At 38.7% G+C, this 17,758-nt stretch carries 14 protein-coding genes, 1 pseudogene and 1 CRISPR repeat array; of the genes and pseudogenes, 10 read left to right on the forward strand and 5 right to left on the reverse strand.

Annotation, left to right across the window (positions count from 1 at the left end):
• Positions 1-13 precede the first annotated feature (13 nt).
• Complete coding sequence (locus tag AM305_RS05235) at positions 14-661, forward strand: hypothetical protein (RefSeq protein ID WP_005823747.1); 648 nt, start codon at positions 14-16, stop codon at positions 659-661.
• 267 nt (positions 662-928) lie between these two features.
• On the opposite strand, the gene AM305_RS05240 is transcribed toward AM305_RS05235, so the two are convergent.
• Positions 929-1,435, reverse strand: coding sequence for an opioid growth factor receptor-related protein (locus tag AM305_RS05240; protein WP_005823749.1), 507 nt, complete (start codon positions 1,433-1,435; stop codon positions 929-931).
• Between the two features lie 203 nt (positions 1,436-1,638).
• Here AM305_RS05240 and AM305_RS05245 point away from each other — a divergent pair, with 203 nt between their 5' ends.
• From AM305_RS05245 to AM305_RS05270, 6 genes and pseudogenes are all read left to right on the forward strand, one after another.
• Positions 1,639-2,382 carry a PP2C family protein-serine/threonine phosphatase gene (locus AM305_RS05245; protein ID WP_005823751.1) on the forward strand — a complete coding sequence of 248 codons (744 nt, stop codon included), beginning with the start codon at positions 1,639-1,641 and terminating at the stop codon, positions 2,380-2,382.
• A 10-nt stretch (positions 2,383-2,392) separates the two neighbouring features.
• Complete coding sequence (cobB, locus tag AM305_RS05250) at positions 2,393-3,103, forward strand: Sir2 family NAD+-dependent deacetylase (RefSeq protein WP_035294002.1); 711 nt, start codon at positions 2,393-2,395, stop codon at positions 3,101-3,103.
• 76 nt (positions 3,104-3,179) lie between these two features.
• Complete coding sequence (locus AM305_RS05255; protein WP_005823755.1) at positions 3,180-4,016, forward strand: SIR2 family NAD-dependent protein deacylase; 837 nt, start codon at positions 3,180-3,182, stop codon at positions 4,014-4,016.
• A gap of 26 nt (positions 4,017-4,042) precedes the next feature.
• Positions 4,043-4,894 (forward strand): SIR2 family NAD-dependent protein deacylase, encoded by an 852-nt coding sequence (locus AM305_RS05260; protein WP_005823757.1) that lies wholly within the window; start codon positions 4,043-4,045, stop codon positions 4,892-4,894.
• A gap of 1 nt (position 4,895) precedes the next feature.
• Positions 4,896-5,294, forward strand: coding sequence for a hypothetical protein (locus AM305_RS05265; protein WP_150084937.1), 399 nt, complete (start codon positions 4,896-4,898; stop codon positions 5,292-5,294).
• Between the two features lie 423 nt (positions 5,295-5,717).
• A pseudogene (locus AM305_RS05270) lies at positions 5,718-7,777 on the forward strand (AAA family ATPase).
• A 63-nt stretch (positions 7,778-7,840) separates the two neighbouring features.
• On the opposite strand, the gene guaA reads toward AM305_RS05270, so the two are convergent.
• The 4 genes from guaA to guaB all read right to left on the reverse strand — a co-directional run bounded on the left by guaA (position 7,841) and on the right by guaB (position 12,352).
• Positions 7,841-9,412: a glutamine-hydrolyzing GMP synthase gene (guaA, locus tag AM305_RS05275; RefSeq protein ID WP_005823762.1), complete on the reverse strand. Its 1,572-nt coding sequence runs from the start codon at positions 9,410-9,412 to the stop codon at positions 7,841-7,843.
• A 28-nt stretch (positions 9,413-9,440) separates the two neighbouring features.
• The gene (locus tag AM305_RS05280) at positions 9,441-10,343 is read right to left on the reverse strand and encodes an ADP-ribosylglycohydrolase family protein (RefSeq protein WP_005823765.1); all 903 of its coding nucleotides are present in this window, start codon (positions 10,341-10,343) and stop codon (positions 9,441-9,443) included.
• Positions 10,344-10,454: 111 nt separating this feature from the next.
• Complete coding sequence (locus AM305_RS05285; RefSeq protein WP_005823767.1) at positions 10,455-10,775, reverse strand: BRO-N domain-containing protein; 321 nt, start codon at positions 10,773-10,775, stop codon at positions 10,455-10,457.
• A 110-nt stretch (positions 10,776-10,885) separates the two neighbouring features.
• A complete protein-coding gene (gene guaB / locus AM305_RS05290; RefSeq protein ID WP_005823769.1) occupies positions 10,886-12,352 on the reverse strand; it encodes an IMP dehydrogenase in 1,467 nt (488 codons plus the stop codon).
• Between the two features lie 323 nt (positions 12,353-12,675).
• Here guaB and cas9 point away from each other — a divergent pair, with 323 nt between their 5' ends.
• The 3 genes from cas9 to cas2 are packed head-to-tail and all read left to right on the forward strand — an operon-like array spanning position 12,676 to position 17,136.
• A complete protein-coding gene (gene cas9 / locus AM305_RS05295) occupies positions 12,676-15,846 on the forward strand; it encodes a type II CRISPR RNA-guided endonuclease Cas9 (RefSeq protein WP_005823771.1) in 3,171 nt (1,056 codons plus the stop codon).
• Between the two features lie 56 nt (positions 15,847-15,902).
• A complete protein-coding gene (gene cas1 / locus AM305_RS05300; protein WP_005823772.1) occupies positions 15,903-16,817 on the forward strand; it encodes a type II CRISPR-associated endonuclease Cas1 in 915 nt (304 codons plus the stop codon).
• Positions 16,810-17,136, forward strand: a complete 327-nt coding sequence (gene cas2 / locus AM305_RS05305) for a CRISPR-associated endonuclease Cas2 (protein ID WP_005823773.1) — start codon at positions 16,810-16,812, stop codon at positions 17,134-17,136. The genes cas1 and cas2 overlap by 8 nt, the downstream gene beginning before the upstream one ends.
• A gap of 268 nt (positions 17,137-17,404) precedes the next feature.
• Positions 17,405-17,704: a CRISPR direct-repeat array (repeat unit 36 nt; unit sequence ATTGTAGCACTGCGAAATGAGAAAGGGAGCTACAAC).
• Positions 17,705-17,758: the final 54 nt, after the last annotated feature.

Raw genomic sequence — 17,758 nt, forward strand, 5'->3', positions numbered from 1 at the left:
GAGGGAAACTAAAATGAGTAAACAAGCCGCTTTCAAATTAATTATCGAAATCATTCAGATGTTTGATGAAGCTTCAAAGTTAATTAGTGAAGAGTTTGATTCTGAACTTTTTAATGCTGTAGATAATGTGATTAAAGAGTTCGAGTTTGATTTTGAGTGTAAAGGAAAATTTGATTTTGTTAAAGAACGTGAATCAAGATTTTATCCATCACACTGGTTAGCAAATTCATCAGATGGTACAGATGCGAATAACTGCTACGCACATTATTATTTGGGTTTCGAATCAGAAGAAACGGGTAAAGTAATTCATTATTGGGGAATTACTTCTTTATTTTCAAATGCTGAGAGAATGGTTTTAGGTTTTTATAGTTGGAAAAAACAATTTTCTAAATGTGGAAATAAAGATTGGAAAGAGTTTATGATAGAACAGAATAAAAAGTATACTAAGCTAGAGAAATTGGGCTTTAAATTTAATACTAAAGAACATGATTTTTATCTACCAATTAAACCTTTAGATCCTAAACAAGTCATTGAGAACTATCCTGATTCCTTAGAAGATGCAATGGAGCCGATTCGTGATGCGTTAAAAACGTTAAAAGAAGCCCATCCGATTTTTAACGAAATTGTTGAAGCGGCGAAAAAGAAATTTGGCACAAATTAGGGCTTGTTGATGTTTTGAGGTTGCAAGATCATCAAGAGGTGTTTATTTAATATCCTAGCACGGCAGAGCCGTACTGGGTTACGCATATGGCAAGTGATGTTGATTCAGTGACGAAGGCTTTTTGGAATCCAATAGAAATGCTGTTAGATGGATTAAATAAGGCTGAGAGTGGTAAATAAAATTATCTCAGAGTAATTAAAAATAACAATCCGAATATTATAAATGCGGATTGTTATTTTTATTTCTGACTTAAATGTATAAATAATACTATTTTTGATATTCATCAAGAATATTTTGCCAAATAGTTAATGTGCCTTCTTTTAGATAACCTTTTTCTTTTATAAGCTCAATGGATAGTTTTTGCAGGTTTCTTGCTAATTCAAGATGCCCACACCATGCTAATGATCGAATAATTCGGCTAATTTTCTTTTCTTCATGTCCTACTTCTCTTAGCCAGTAGGAGCGAACTTTGAGTTCATCAGAAATAAACAATGTATTTCCTTCACGATAGATTCCAAAGTAGTGAATAATTTTGTCAAATGATGTCAGATAGTTTTGCTGAATCTCCTCATTCTGTTTGAAAAAGTCTAAATCATCACCTAATAATAGTGGTGCATGTTTGTTCCATTTGGAAGCTTGATTGACAGGAAATAGCCATTCGATATAGAAGTATTGTAATCCAATCATTGTAGGACTAAGATTCCACAACGTAGGCAAATCAAATCCTCTTTCTGTTTTACGTAGTCCTAAATAAAATTCATTGATCGGGTGCATATATTCTCCTTTGTTGGGTTAAATTCATTAAAGATGATTATATGTTAATGCGCGACATTCTGTGTCGTTCTAATTTTATTTTTTTTTTGCGACGCATCTTGTCGCACTAAGCGATATTATTCCTTTGTAAAAAATTTCCCACCTGACTTTTAACTTTCATTTAGAGCCTGTTAAGTAGAACGATAAAATACAATAGGGTTTATATGACATTTACTATCACATTTTGCCAACAAGCCGGCAAAGATAAATTAAAAAATCAAGACGCATTATTTAATGGAAATTCAGTTTTTCAATATCAATTAAAGAAAGCGGAAACCATTGAGTTGAGTGCTGAAAAAATAATGTTAGGCGTGGCTGATGGTGTATCAAGCAGCCCAAAATCTCATTATGCAAGCCGATTTATGATGGAGCAATTAGCACAATGTCAGCAGTTAAGTTCAGCGTGGTTACGTCAAACACAGCAAGCATTAAGCCAAACTTTATCAAGCCGTTACTTAGGGTCTTCGACCACCTTTGTGGCTTGCGAAGTAAATCAAAATGGCAAATGCAAAATTATCAATGTGGGCGATAGTCGAGCCTATAAAATTACGGCTGAAGGCGAGTGGCAACAGCTAAGTGTTGATCACACCATTTTGAATGAAATGCAAGAGCAGGGCTTGGCAGATAGGAAAATAGCGTATTCGGGACTGTACAACGGCTTGTCTGATTGCTTGGTCGCAGATGAGAATGAAATCGCATTTAGGATTGCAGTAGCTGAAACGGAGCTTGTTCAAGGTGAAGCGATTCTGCTCTGTTCTGATGGCTTAAGTCATTACCTTCATTCCGACTTACTTAAGAAAATCTGGCAACAGTTTTCGACTAATCGAGAGCGATTGACCATTTGCAGAAAAATGGTAAAAAAGCACCGTTATTACGATGATTTTTCAGCCATTATTTGTCAATTTTAACGGAGAAATTATGAATTTACCTAAAGTCGTTATATTAACCGGTGCAGGCATTTCTGCCGAATCGGGTATCCGCACTTTTCGTGCGTCAGATGGATTGTGGGAAGATCACCACATTGATGATGTGGCAACGCCCGAAGGATTTCGGCGTAATCCTGCGTTGGTTCAACGTTTTTATAATGAACGCCGCCGCCAGCTGACGAGCCCTGATATTCAGCCAAATGCGGCACATTTAGCCTTAGCGAAATTAGAGCAGACATTAGGTGATAATTTGCTAATTGTGACGCAAAATGTAGATAACTTACACGAACGTGCAGGATCTAAGAATGTTATTCATATGCACGGCGAATTGCTTCAAGTGCGGTGTGTTAAATCAGGTAAGGTCTATGAATGGTATAAAGATGTCACAGACAGTGATCGCTGTACTTGCTGTGAACCGTCAAATGTTTTACGCCCTAACATCGTTTGGTTTGGTGAAATTCCTTTTGAAATGAAACAAATTCAGACCGCACTTCAACAATGTGATTATTTTGTTGCGATTGGTACGTCTGGCAATGTTTATCCTGCCGCAGGATTTGTTCGTGAAACACATCCTTACCGTTGTAAAACGATTGAGATCAATCTAGAGCCAAGCAAAGTCAAATCGCATTTTGATGAAGTGCGAATTGGCAAAGCAGGAACACTTGTGCCTGAATGGGTAGAGGAGCTTTTGGCAAAATTTTGAAATAAGTGCGACACATTTTGTCACCGCTCTTTATAAAATTCTGTGCATAAAATGAAAAAACGAAGAGAGATGAGTTATGAAAAATGATCTTAATTATGCCGTCGAACTTATTCGCAAAGCGAATGGTATTTTGATTACAGCTGGAGCAGGAATGAGTGTGGACAGTGGTCTGCCTGATTTTCGCAGTGTAGGCGGATTGTGGAATGCTTATCCGCCACTTGAAAAATTCGGATTGTCTTTTGCTGAGATTGCGACACCTAAGATCTATCTTGAACAGCCAGAACTTGCCTATTGGTTTTTTGCTCATCGACTGAAAAGTTATCGAGAAACGCCTGCTCATCAAGGCTATCACATTTTAAAACGCTGGGCGGAGCAGATGGAACACGGCTATTTTGTGTTTACTAGCAATGTAGATGGGCATTTTCAGCAAGCAGGATTTGATGATGAGAGGATTTATGAAGTTCACGGTTCTTTGCACCGAATGCAATGTTTTTATAACTGCCAAGATAAAACGTGGCGTTCAGACGATTTTCAGCCTGAAGTGGATAATGAAAAATGTTTACTTTTAAGTGAAAAGCCAACTTGCCCTGATTGTCACGGTATGGCTCGCCAAAATGTGATGATGTTTGACGACTATCTTTATTGCGATAAACATTACGAACCTAAACTGGAAGCGTTACAAAAATGGCTAAAACAGGTGGAACGATTAGTGGTGATTGAATTGGGAGCAGGTAAGGCGATCCCAACGGTTCGGCGATTTTCAGAGCGGACAGCAAAACAGAAAAAGGGTGGTTTTATTCGTATTAACCCCCTTGATGCAGGCGTACCCAAAATGCATTTTTTAAGTCTGGAAATGAAAGCGTTGGAAGCATTAGTGGCGATTGATGAGCAACTAAACAAGCGGTCAGATTAACCCCAAATTTTGCAAAGGTAACCAAAATGATAATCTCGGATCAAATCAAACGTTGTGCAGAATTAATTCAAACTGCCGATAGCTTATTAATTACCGCTGGGGCTGGAATAAGCGTGGATAGCGGTCTGCCCGATTTTCGTGGAAAAAATGGCTTTTGGCGAGCTTACCCTATGTTTGAAAAACGTAACATCACTTTTGAAGCCTTGGCAACGCCACGACTATTTATTGAAAATCCACGCCTTGCTTGGGGCTTTTATGGTATGCGATTAAAGCAGTATCGAGAAACTACACCACATCAAGGTTTTCAGATTTTGAAAAAATGGGCGGATAAGTTACCGCTTGGAGCTTATATTTTTACCAGCAATGTTGATGAGCAATTTCAAAAAGCAGGGTTTCCGCCTAATCGGGTACAAGAATGTCACGGCTCTATTTATATGATGCAATGCCTGAAAAAATGTTGTGACGATATTTGGCTTGCTACGGAATTTCTTCCTGAAATTGATGAAGAAACCGGCTTATTAACGAATGAGCTACCGACTTGCCCACATTGTCAAGGTTTGGCTAGACCTTGGATTTTGATGTTTGATGATTATGATTGGATCAGCAAGCCTTGCGATTGGCAAAATATGTATTTTCACGAATTTTGGCTACCTAAACCCAAAAAATTAGCGGTTATTGAAATTGGAGCTGGAACGGCTATTCCAACAGTGCGTGACTTTTCTAACCGCATTGCCAGCTTGAAAAATGCCCCACTTATTCGGATTAACCCTGATTTTCCAAATGTATTTCAAGTACAGCATATTGGTTTAAAAATGGGTGCATTGGAAGCGTTGCGGATGATTGATGAATTTAATTTTATTAGAAATAGGGAGCTTTAAAATGGCTAAATTTTATTTCCAAAAAATGATTGCAGAAAAATTGTTAAATCATCTCGCTTGTAAAGAATGGGGACTTATTGCTACCTTTAAATATAATCGTGTAGAAATTCGTTCAATCTATTGGAGTTCACCACTTTCTTTAGTATTTATTCAACATTCTAAATTTCACTTTGAAATGAGCTTAGATTGTGAATTTGAACATAAAATTTATGGGAAATGTTACGATCATCTATTAAATGAAGATTGTTATATTAGAAAAACAGAGAAAGGGTATTATTGTGAGTTTGACGTAGAAAATAAACATTATACGGATATGGAAGCTTTATTGATGGAACATCAAATTAATATAGTGATTAATTTTTTGGAGAAATATGGCTTCTGCCTTAGATTACAATATTGACTGAAAGACGGAATACATCAGGCTTTTTTAGAAAATGAGAATACGGAATTTCAGAATGAGAAATTAAGAAAATCGGGATGGAAACAGTGTTATGGTTATGCTTGTTATACAGATGATGAGTTGAAGGTTTTTATTTCTCAAGATGTATTGGAAGATAAGAAAATAACAATTGCTGGGGTGCAGAGGAAGTATGGGTTAGGATATAAAAGAGCAATGAGACTAGTTGAGTATTTTAGAAACGCTAATTAACATTTTTCGATGTAAAAATATAGGATAATTATCCGTTAATTTATTCAATTCAACATCTACAGCGGTGAAATTCGTAAAGTAATTTGCAAATTCCATCGTTTTCTTTTTTGTACGACACATCTTGTCGTTACACTCAATAAAATACTATTGTGAAATAGGATAGGAGATAGTTTTATGAGCAATCAATATCAATTAAACCCACCTACGGTTTCAGCTTATACAGAACATTTAATGTTGAAACTCTTATTTGAGCATAAAGGCTTTCCTGAAATTTTTAGAGAGAATGGTTGGCGAGATGATAATATTGCAACTGCATTAGGCTTACCTCCAGAAATGGAAAATATCGACAATGTAAGAGCAGTTGTAAAAGAGCTTTTACAGACTCGTTATAAGGAAACGAATTTTTCCGAAGATGTGTCTGAACGTTGGAAAATGGCATATCAAAATATTGAAAAATTAAGTGAGATTGTAGAGTTAAATGAAGCAGAAAAGGGCATATTTCGTTTTGTTTTCCACTTGAGAGCAGAAAAACAGATGAAAGATTTGATGTACTATCTTCCGCATATCAATTTAAGCCAAGCTATTGAAATTGTTGCGGATATTTTATCTTTGAGTAAAGATGATGTAAGAAAGGTTTTCAGCAAAAAACAGAAATTATTTGCTTATGGATTAATGGAGTTTTCTTATAGCCCTGATCGATTAGAAGAATATTTAGGTTGGGGAGATACATTAGACTTTGACGACTTTTTAACTCAACCTTTGACGGAAGAGATGTTATTGGCCCGTTGCACTTTACCAACTGAAAAGCCGCCCCTTTCTCTTTCCCATTTTGAGCATATTAAACCAACCTATGAATTAATGCTTTCTCATTTGAAATTTAGCATTGATAACGCTAAAAAAGGGACGAACATTTTAATTTATGGTTCGCCAGGAACAGGGAAAACCGAGCTTGCAAGGTTATTGAGCGAAGCATTGAATGTATCAAGTTATACGATGGCATATATGGATGAAGATGATGATGTACTTGGTGGAAAAAGACGGTTAGAAAATTGCCGTTTAGCTCAACGCTTATTACAAGATAAAAGTGCGGTCATTATTTTTGATGAAATCGAAGATGTGTTTGCCAGCAGTTTTACGGAACGTTCTGTGGCACAGGAGAACAAGGCGTGGGTTAATCAATTTTTGGAAAATAATGATGTACCGATGATTTGGCTGTCAAATTCGGTCAGTTGTATTGATAACGCTTATTTACGCCGTTTTGATCTTGTGTTCGAAATGCCTGATTTGCCATTTAGTCATAAAGAAAAGTTAATTCGTTCTATTGTCAATGAACAGTTATCTCACGATTACATTCGCCATTTTTCACAAGTGAAAGCCTTGTCGCCTGCGATAATTACGCGTGGATTGACAGTAATGAAACAGGTGTATTCTGATTGTTCTCAACAGGATTTTGCCGAAAAAACGTTAAATTGGTTTAATCAAATGTTGAAATCGCAAGGTTTTAAGAAAATCGAACCGCTTGTGGAAGGGAAAATTAGCTACAACTTAGATTGGGTCGCTTGCAATGATGATATTTATAAAATTACTGAAGGGTTAAAGCGGACTAAACGGGGGAGAATTTGTTGTTATGGTCCACCGGGAACGGGCAAAACAGCTTGGGCGAATTGGTTAGGGCAAGAGTTGGGAATGTCGGTATTGGTTTGTCACGGTTCAGATTTATTGGATATGTATGTTGGCGGAACAGAGAAAAAGATTGCTCAAGCCTTTGCACAAGCCAAAGAAAATAATATGGTGTTGGTCTTTGATGAAGTGGATACTTTCTTGTTTGCCCGTGAAAGTGGGCAACGTAGTTGGGAACATAGCCAAGTCAATGAAATGCTCACTCAAATTGAGAAATTTGAAGGGCTATTGGTGGTCTCAACAAATTTAATGGACGGACTTGATCCTGCCGCTTTACGCCGTTTTGATCTCAAATTGCATTTTGATTATCTCAAGCCAGAGCAAGCGGTTAAATTTGCTCAAGAACAAGTCAATAAATTGAGCTTGCCTGATTTAACTGATGTTGAACAAGATCGCATTGCTCAATTAAGAAATCTGACCCTGGTGATTTTGCGGCAGTTGCTCGCCGACATCGGTTTGCGCCGTTTGATAATCTTGATGAGTGGTTAAGGGCGATTAAAGCAGAGTGTGAGATCAAACAAGAAAGTAAGAGCAGAAGTATTGGTTTCTTATAGGGAATTACAATGACCTAAAGCTTATGACTTTAGGTCATTGTAAATAAGAGAGAATGAAGCGTTTTATTCCCACTCAATCGTCGCAGGTGGTTTGCCCGAAACATCATACACCACGCGAGAAATCCCATTCACTTCGTTGATAATACGATTTGAGATTTTGCCTAATAGATCATAAGGTAAATGTGCCCAATGTGCGGTCATAAAATCGATAGTTTCTACGGCACGCAGAGAAACCACCCAATCATATTTACGTCCATCGCCCATTACGCCCACAGATTTGACTGGTAGGAACACGGTAAAGGCTTGGCTGACTTTGTAGTACCAGCCTGATGCGTGGAGTTCTTCCATAAAGATCGCATCGGCACGGCGGACTAAATCGCAGTATTCTTTTTTGATTTCACCCAACACACGCACGCCTAAGCCTGGGCCTGGGAATGGGTGGCGGTTGAGCATTTCTGCCGGCAAGCCTAGTGCCAAGCCGATTTTACGCACTTCGTCTTTGAACAATTCACGCAATGGCTCAACTAAGCCTAATTTCATATAATCTGGTAAGCCACCTACGTTATGGTGTGATTTGATCACGTGTGCTTTGCCTGTTTTGCTGGCAGCGGATTCGATCACATCTGGGTAGATTGTGCCTTGTGCTAGCCATTTTACTGAAGTCAATTTTTTCGACTCATCATCAAACACATCAACGAACACTTTACCGATGGTTTTGCGTTTCGCTTCAGGTTCATCAATGCCTTTAAGGGCATCTAAGAAACGATCTTCGGCGTTTACACGGACAATGTTCAAACCAAATTTATCGCCGAACATTTCCATCACTTGATCGCCTTCGTTTAAGCGTAATAAGCCGTTATCCACGAATACGCAGTGCAAGTTTTTGCCGATCGCACGGTGTAAAAGTAGAGCGGTCACAGACGAGTCCACGCCGCCGGATAAGCCTAAAATCACTTCATCATCGCCAACTTGCGCTTTAATGCGAGCCACGGCATCTTCAATGATATTTTCCGCTGTCCATTTGGTTTCGCAGCCACAAATGCCGACCACGAAATTTTTCAGTAGTTCTAAACCGCTTTTTGTATGGGTCACTTCTGGATGGAATTGTACACCATAGAAACGGCGACTTTCGTCCGACATTGCCGCAATTGGGCAAGTTGGAGTTACGCCTGTCACTTGGAAGTTTGACGGTAAACGGGTAACTTTATCGCCGTGGCTCATCCAAACGTCTAATTTTGGTTGAGAAGCGGTTAAATCATCGTTTAATTTTGCAAATAAACTGTCGGTTGCTTTTAACTCAACAGACGCATAGCCAAATTCACGGTGATCTGATGTTTCCGTTAAACCGCCTAACTGCATTGCCATTGTTTGCATACCGTAGCAAATGCCAAGCACTGGCACGCCGGCGTTAAACACGTATTCAGGCGCACGCGGGCTGTTTTCTTCAGTGGTACTTTCAGGACCGCCTGAAAGAATAATCCCTGTTGGGTTAAATTCACGGATCTGTTCTTCCGTCACGTCCCAAGCCCAAAGTTCGCAGTAAACCCCGATTTCACGCACACGGCGTGCGATCAGTTGGGTATATTGTGAACCAAAGTCCAGAATTAAAATTTTATGGTTGTGGATGTTTGTCATTTTGTTTCTCTGTTTTGTAAAAATTAGATTAAATCTGTCCGCTTGTTTTTAATAAATCAAGAGCTAATTGCTCAATATCTTCTTTACGATAAAGCCAATTTAGCCAAGTTTCAGGAATATTTTCAATACCATAATAAGCACCTGCTAATTGACCACATACTGCTGCAACGGTATCAGAATCATCACATAAGTTTGCAGCTAATAAAATGGCATCTCTAAAATTATTTGTGTGCCAAAAAGCCCATAATGCTGCTTCAAGCGTATCAATAACATAGCCTGAGCTTGAAATTTCATCTTCAGTTTTGGTCTTAAATACAAATGAAGTAATACGATTTAGTTTGTCAAAGGATAGAAGATCTATGCCTTCAAATAACTTCACTTTTGACTTTCCTTGTAATGCATTTTTCAGCACATAAGAAAAAAATTCACAAGCCTGTAAACATTCCTCTGATGCGTGGGTTGTTTTTGAACTTAATTTAGCATATTCACCTATTTCGCTATTTGAAAAATAAAATAGTGGAATAGGGGCTAAACGCATAAGGGAGCCATTTCCTGAATATTTTGAGTCTGTTTTTAAGCTATATGGATATCCAGTTTGGCGGAATTCACATAATGCATTAGCAGTATGATTTCCTATATCAAATGTAAAGGGTTTACTTGAATTTTTTCCTTCATATGCCCATCGACAATAGCGTTCTAATTGATCGTTAGGATCAAAGCTTCTTTTATAGATTAAACTTTCAGCAAGGCATAAAGCCATCGATGTATCATCGGTCCATTTCCCACGTTCAAGTTCAAATACTCCACCTCCAACCATATCAGTTAATAATGGTCGATTAGGGCTTCTTATTTTGAATTCATTTGTTGTTCCGACTGCATCTCCGCAAGCTAAACCTAATAAACACCCTTTGGCTCGGCTGATTAAATTCATAAAATACCACCTTGATTTTATCCCTAGGGCTTACGCCCTAGGTTTAAGCATAATTGAGCTACTCCCGTAGCTCTTCATTCATTTGTAACTCCCAGTTCCAACGGAGCTGAATTATGCGTAACCCCGTACGGCTTGCCGTGCGGGGAACAAGCGGTGCGATTTATATAAAATTTTACGCAGTAGTTGCGGTACATCGGCTACGTCAGATGAACGCATTTTTCCGTCTTTCGCAAGCATTTTCAAACTGTGACAATTTGTCACGGTTTCATTTCCCTCTGCTTTCAAACGTTGTTTTAATTTACGCCAATACGCTGCTGCATCTAGGCTTTCCGTCAAAACTTCGATGACATCAATAATCGAAAAATACCATTTTTCTTGCTCTTCGTCCCAAACGGAACGGACTTCTTTATGTTCAAAAAGTTTGATGTCCATATTAGATTAGATTTTACAAGCGGTTAAATTTTCAGAATATTTTGCAACGTGATGAGATGAAAACTACAAAAGGCGGACTAATCAGCCCACCTTATAAGCCTGTTGAAAGATTAACCCATACGATAGTTAGGCGCTTCTTTCGTAATTGTTACGTCATGAACGTGGCTTTCTTTAATACCTGCACCGCTAATGCGTACAAATTGTGCTTTAGTGCGTAAATCTTCGATGGTCGCAGAACCTGTCAAGCCCATACAAGAACGCAAGCCACCCATTTGTTGGTGAATGATTTCTTTTAAGAAACCTTTGTACGGAATACGACCTTCGATACCTTCAGGCACTAGTTTATCTGCTGCATTATCAGATTGGAAATAACGGTCTGAAGAACCCTTGCTCATTGCACCTAATGAACCCATACCACGGTAAGATTTGAACGCACGACCTTGGTAAAGCTCGATTTCGCCCGGTGCTTCTTCTGTCCCTGCGAACATTGAACCCACCATAACACAGCTTGCACCAGCCGCGATGGCTTTAGAAATATCACCTGAGTAGCGGATACCACCGTCTGCAATTACAGGAATACCACGACCTTCTAATGCGGCTGCGGCTTCTGCAATTGCGGTAATTTGTGGAACCCCCACGCCTGTTACGATACGAGTGGTACAAATTGAACCCGGGCCGATACCCACTTTCACCGCACTTGCACCTGCATCTGCAAGAGCGATAGCGCCTTCAGCGGTAGCCACGTTACCTGCTACGATTGGCAAGTTAGGGTATTTCGCACGAGTTTCACGCACGCGTTGTAACACACCTTCAGAATGACCGTGTGAAGAGTCGATTAAAAGCACGTCCACGCCAGCTTGAACTAAGGCTTCAATGCGTTCTTCATTACCTGGGCCTGCACCAACCGCTGCGCCTACACGTAAACGACCAAATTCATCTTTACATGCGTTTGGTTTTTGTTCTGCTTTTTGGAAATCTTTAACGGTAATCATACCTTTTAATTTAAAGCTATCATCAACCATTAACACTTTTTCTACACGGTGTTCATGCATTAAATCTAAGATTTCTTCACGTGTGGCGTGTTCTTTAACAGTCACAAGACGTTCTTTTGGTGTCATCACTTTCGATACAGGCTTGCTTAAATCACGGACGAAACGCGTATCACGACCGGTAATAATACCGACTAAATTGCCTTCTTTATCGACAACAGGATAGCCGGCAAAGCCATTTTTCTTCACTAATTCAGCAAGTTCACCTAAAGTTAATTCAGGAGAAACGGTAACTGGTTCGGTAACAATGCCGCTTTCAAATTTTTTCACTTTACGTACGCGATCTGCTTGGCGTTCAATGGACATATTTTTGTGGATAAAACCAATACCGCCTTCTTGCGCTAAAGAGATCGCTAATTTGGTTTCTGTTACGGTATCCATCGCAGCAGAAAGCATTGGGATATTTAATCGGATTTCTTTGGTAAGATTAGTTGAAAGATCTGCTGTATTCGGAAGTACAGTAGAATGGGCAGGGACAAGAAGCACGTCATCGAATGTTAAGGCTTCTGATTTGATACGTAATGCCATTGCAATAGTTCCTCAAATAAAATGTGTATAGAAATTATTGCGGGCGAATTATACAGATATTTTTTATTGTTGTAAAATAAATTCAAGCAATCGTTTGCTGAATGGATGTATAAACAAAATGATGCCCCTTGTAACCGAAATTACAAGGGGCAGAGCATTGCGGTCAATTCTTTTCAGAAAAGCCTTATTGTAGCAACGTTTCTCATTTCGCAGTGCAACAATATGTGAACAATTCTACAAATTTGAATAAAAATTGTCAATATTTTTATTGATTTATGGTAAAAATAGCAACGTCTGTTATTTTTGCTAAAAAGGATATTCAAATGAAAGCTCTCAATTACATTCTCGGTTTAGATTTAGGTATCGCTTCTGTGGGGTGGGCAGTGGTTGAAATTGATCAAAATGAACTCCCGATTCGTTTAATTGATTTAGGGGTAAGAACCTTTGAACGAGCAGAAGTGCCTAAAACAGGGGATTCTCTCGCCCTAGCTCGCCGTTTGGCAAGAAGTAGCAGACGGTTGGTCAGACGTAGAGCCGTTCGTTTACTTAAAGCTAAGCGTTTATTAAAACAAGAAGGGATTTTGCAAGCGGACGATTTCCACTCTTCCCATTTAAAACCGTTGCCGAATAATCCTTGGGAATTGCGTGTTAAGGGATTGAACCACTTATTAGATCGTAAAGAATGGGCGGCGGTATTATTACATTTGTTAAAACATCGTGGCTATTTATCACAACGTAAAAATGAAAGTAAAACTGACAATAAAGAACTGGGTGCATTGTTAAAAGGGGTGAGTGAAAACCGTCAATTATTGCAAGCTCAGGCATTTTCTACTCCGGCTGAAATTGCGATTAAAAAGTTCCAACAGGAAGAAGGGCATATCCGCAATCAACGTGGGGCTTACAGCCACACCTTTGATCGTAACGACTTACTGGCAGAACTTCGTTTACTTTTCCAAAAACAACGTGAATTCAACAATCCTTATACATCCCAATCTCTTGAGCAAGCCATCGCAGAATTGTTAATGTGGCAAAAACCTGCATTATCCGGCGAGGCTATTTTAAAAATGTTAGGGAAATGCACCTTTGAACCTTCCGAATATAAAGCCCCGAAAAATAGTTATAGTGCGGAATATTTTGTGTGGCTGACTAAGCTCAATAACTTACGCATTTTAGAAAATGGTGCAGATCGTGGGCTAACGGCGGAAGAACGCCAATTATTGATAAATCAACCTTTTGAGAAAGCAAAATTCACTTATGCTCAAGCACGGAAATTGTTGGAATTATCAGATTTAGCGATTTTTAAAGGGGTTCGTTACGGCAAAGATAATGCAGAAAGTGCAACCTTAATGGAAATGAAGGCTTGGCACGCCATTCGCAAAGCCTTAGAAAGTAATGGCTTGAAAACCGAATGGAATGGTTTAAAAACCAAGCCAGAGTTGTTAGATAAAATCGGTACGGCTTTTTCGATTTATAAAACCGATGAGGATATTAGCCAATATCTGAATGGCGAGTTATCACCTGCGGTATTAAATGCCCTATTAGAAAATCTTAGTTTTGATAAATTTATTCGACTTTCTTTGCAAAGTTTAGCCAAAATCCTACCGCTTATGGAACAAGGTTTGCGTTACGATGAGGCGTGTAAACAGGTTTATGGCGATCACTATGGCAAGAAAGAACAACTTGAGCTACGTTTCTTGCCAAAAATCCCTGTGGAAGACATTCGTAATCCTGTGGTGCTACGCACCTTATCTCAAGCTCGAAAAGTGATTAATGGGGTAGTTCGTTTATATGGTTCTCCAGCTCGTATTCATATTGAAACAGGGCGAGAAGTGGGTAAATCTTTCAGTGAACGTCGAGATATTAGCAAGCGTCAGGAAGAAAACCGCAATGAGCGCCAAAGAGCGGTAGAAAAATTTAAAGAATTTTTCCCTCATTTTGTGGGCGAGCCAAAAGCGAAAGATATTCTTAAAATGCGTCTTTATGAACAACAACACGGTAAATGCTTATATTCTGGCAAAGAGTTAGATTTAAACCGCTTGCTTGAAAAAGGCTATGTAGAAATTGATCACGCATTGCCGTTTTCTCGGACTTGGGATGACAGTTTTAATAATAAAGTGTTGGTGCTTGCCAGTGAAAATCAAAACAAAGGCAATCAAACCCCTTACGAGTGGTTAAATGGCAAAGAAAACGCAGAGCGTTGGAAACTCTTTCAAGCCTTAGTTAATGGTAGCCGTTTCCCTTATAGCAAAAAACAACGGATTTTAACAAAATACCTTGATGAAGACGGATTTAGAGAACGTAACTTAAACGATACTCGCTATGTAGCACGTTTCCTATGCAATTTTATTGAAGATAATATGCAATTAGTCGGACAAGGAAAAAAACGAGTATTTGCCTCAAACGGTCAAATTACTGCCTTACTTCGCAGAAGTTGGGGAATTCAAAAAGTGCGTGAAGATAATGACCGCCATCACGCCGTTGATGCTGTAGTTGTCGCTTGTTCTACTCGTGCATTACAAAAGAAAATTACCGATTATGTGCGTTATAAAGAGATGAATGTGTTTACAGGGGAAAAAATCGATCAGGAAACAGGGGAAATTATTAAATTCCATTTCCCTGAACCTTGGAAATTCTTCCGTCAAGAAGTGGAAATTCGCGTGTTTAGTGAAACCCCAGCAGAAGATGTCGTTATTGCCTTGCCAGATCGACCGCAAGCAAATCACGAATTTATTCAACCGCTCTTTGTTTCACGCGCCCCAACACGCAAAATGACGGGGCAAGGGCATATGGAAACCATCAAATCCGCCAAACGTTTAGCCGAAGGATTAAGTGTTTCTCGAGTGCCACTCACTCAACTGAAATTAAAAGATCTGGAAAATATGGTTAATCGAGAACGTGAAAAAGCACTTTATGAGGCTTTAAAAGTACGTCTAGAAAAATTTAATAATGATCCGGCAAAAGCATTTGCTGACCCATTCTATAAAAAGGGTGGGCAACAAGTGAAAGCTGTTCGTGTGGAGCAGGTACAAAAATCCGGCGTACTCGTTCGCCAAGAAAATGGCGTTGCCGATAATGCCTCAATGGTGCGAGTGGATGTCTTTATTAAAGGCGGAAAATATTTCCTTGTTCCAATTTATACTTGGCAAGTAGCAAAAGGAATTTTGCCGAATAGGGCTGCGACACAAGGTAAGGAAGAGGAATATTGGGATATAATGGATGAAACTGCGATTTTCCAATTTTCTCTTTATCAAAATGATTTAATTAAATTAGTTACCAAGAAAAAAACTATATTTGGTTATTTTAACGGATTAAATAGAGCAACAAGTAACATAAATATTAAAGAGCATGATCTAGATAAATCTAAGGGAAAAGACGGGATTTATTTGGAGGTAGGAGTCAAACTGGCATTATCTCTTGAAAAATACCAAGTTGATGAACTTGGTAAAAATATCCAACCTTGTCGTTCAATGAAAAAACGTCCACCTGTTCGTTAATTTTAAATCCCTGTTTTTAATGAAAGCAGGGATTTTTTTCAATTCAAGGAGATGCTATGAGCTGGCGAAGTATTTTAATTAGTAATGGGGGAAAATTATCCTTAAAACGTAAACAGATGTTAATCCAACAAGAAGAGCAGGAATTTACCGTTCCCCTTGAAGATATTGCTATTGTCGTGGTGGAAAGTCGGGAAACTGTAATCACAATTCCGCTACTTTCAGCCTTTGCTCAACAAGGTATCACACTACTTAGTTGTGATGAGCAATTTTTACCTTGTGGGCAATGGCTACCATTCTCTCAATATCATCGCCAATTAAAAACACTTAAATTACAACTTGAAGCAAGCCAACCGCAGAAAAAGCAACTTTGGCAAAAGATTGTGCAGCAAAAAATCCGTAATCAAGCCTTTGTGCTTACCCAATCCCATCACCCTAAAGAAGCGAAAAGATTGTATGCAATGGCAGGGCAAGTGAAATCGGGCGATAAAGAAAATATAGAGGCACAAGCCGCACAACTCTATTTTCAAACCGCATTTGGAAAGGATTTTCGCCGTTGGCAAGAAAACCACATTAACGCTCATCTGAACTATGCTTACACGATATTACGATCCGCAGTGGCAAGGGCGTTAGTACAATATGGTTGGTTACCAGCGTTAGGGCTGTTTCATCATAATGAACAAAATCCCTTTAATCTCGCGGATGATTTTATTGAACCATTTCGCCCTTTGGTCGATTTAATGGTGTGGCAACTGTGGCAAGAAAATAAGCTTGATAACGGCTTAACCCCAGCAACTAAACAACAGCTTATTCGCTTATTGCACTATCAAATGAGCATTAATCAACAGACGTTTAGTGTATTAGCTACGATAGATCGAGCTGTTGCGTCCTTTCAGAATGCGTTAATGAGTAAAGATGCGGATTTGTTAAAACTTCCCGAAATCTTACCGCTTGAGGAACATCGTTATGAGTGAGGCAAAATTTATGCGAATGATCGTCTTTTTTGACTTACCTGTCACCACGGCAGCGAAACGCAAAGCCGCCAATCAGTTTCGCCAATTTTTATTAAAAGATGGCTACCAAATGTTACAGCTTTCAGTGTATGCCCGCATTGTTCGAGGACGAGATGCGTTAGATAAGCACCATAAAAGACTTTGTGAACACCTGCCAGAAGAAGGCTCAATTCGTTGCTTAGAAGTTACCGAAAAACAGTTTGCTAGTATGCAGATTTTATTAGGAGAGTTGAAAGTTCAAGAGAAAAAAGTTAATGCAAACCAAATGCTACTTTTTTAATAAAAAATATTGAAATACTGAAAATTATATAACAGTTTAATTGCTTTTATTTTAAACAAAAGTATTGTTTAAACGCTTGTTTAATGAACAGTATTTTTTCTAAATTTATGTCTAAAAATCACTTTGGTGTAAATTATGGACGATTTTTTACCACCGTTTTTTGCAAAAAAATTTCACTAAACCAACCGCTTGTTGAGAGAAAATTACTTGTTTTTTATATAAATAAAATGCTCCAAAGCCTTTCTGGATAAGGCTTTGGAGCATAGGTATTGTAGCACTGCGAAATGAGAAAGGGAGCTACAACTTGAGTAAATAGATCAAGCCGTTTATTATTATTGTAGCACTGCGAAATGAGAAAGGGAGCTACAACGCTGTGGTCCGGTGTGAATTGCCCGCTATCATTGTAGCACTGCGAAATGAGAAAGGGAGCTACAACGATTAGCCATAAGCTGTTACTCCTATTTTAATTGTAGCACTGCGAAATGAGAAAGGGAGCTACAACATATATATTAAGTATTTATAATAATAAAAGATTGTAGCACTGCGAAATGAGAAAGGGAGCTACAACTAGATGTCAAAGTCTATGCCGTTTTTCTTTATTGTAGCACTGCGAAATGAGAAA

It is taken from the genome of Actinobacillus minor NM305 (assembly GCF_000175195.1).
Classification (GTDB): domain Bacteria; phylum Pseudomonadota; class Gammaproteobacteria; order Enterobacterales; family Pasteurellaceae; genus Haemophilus_A; species Haemophilus_A minor.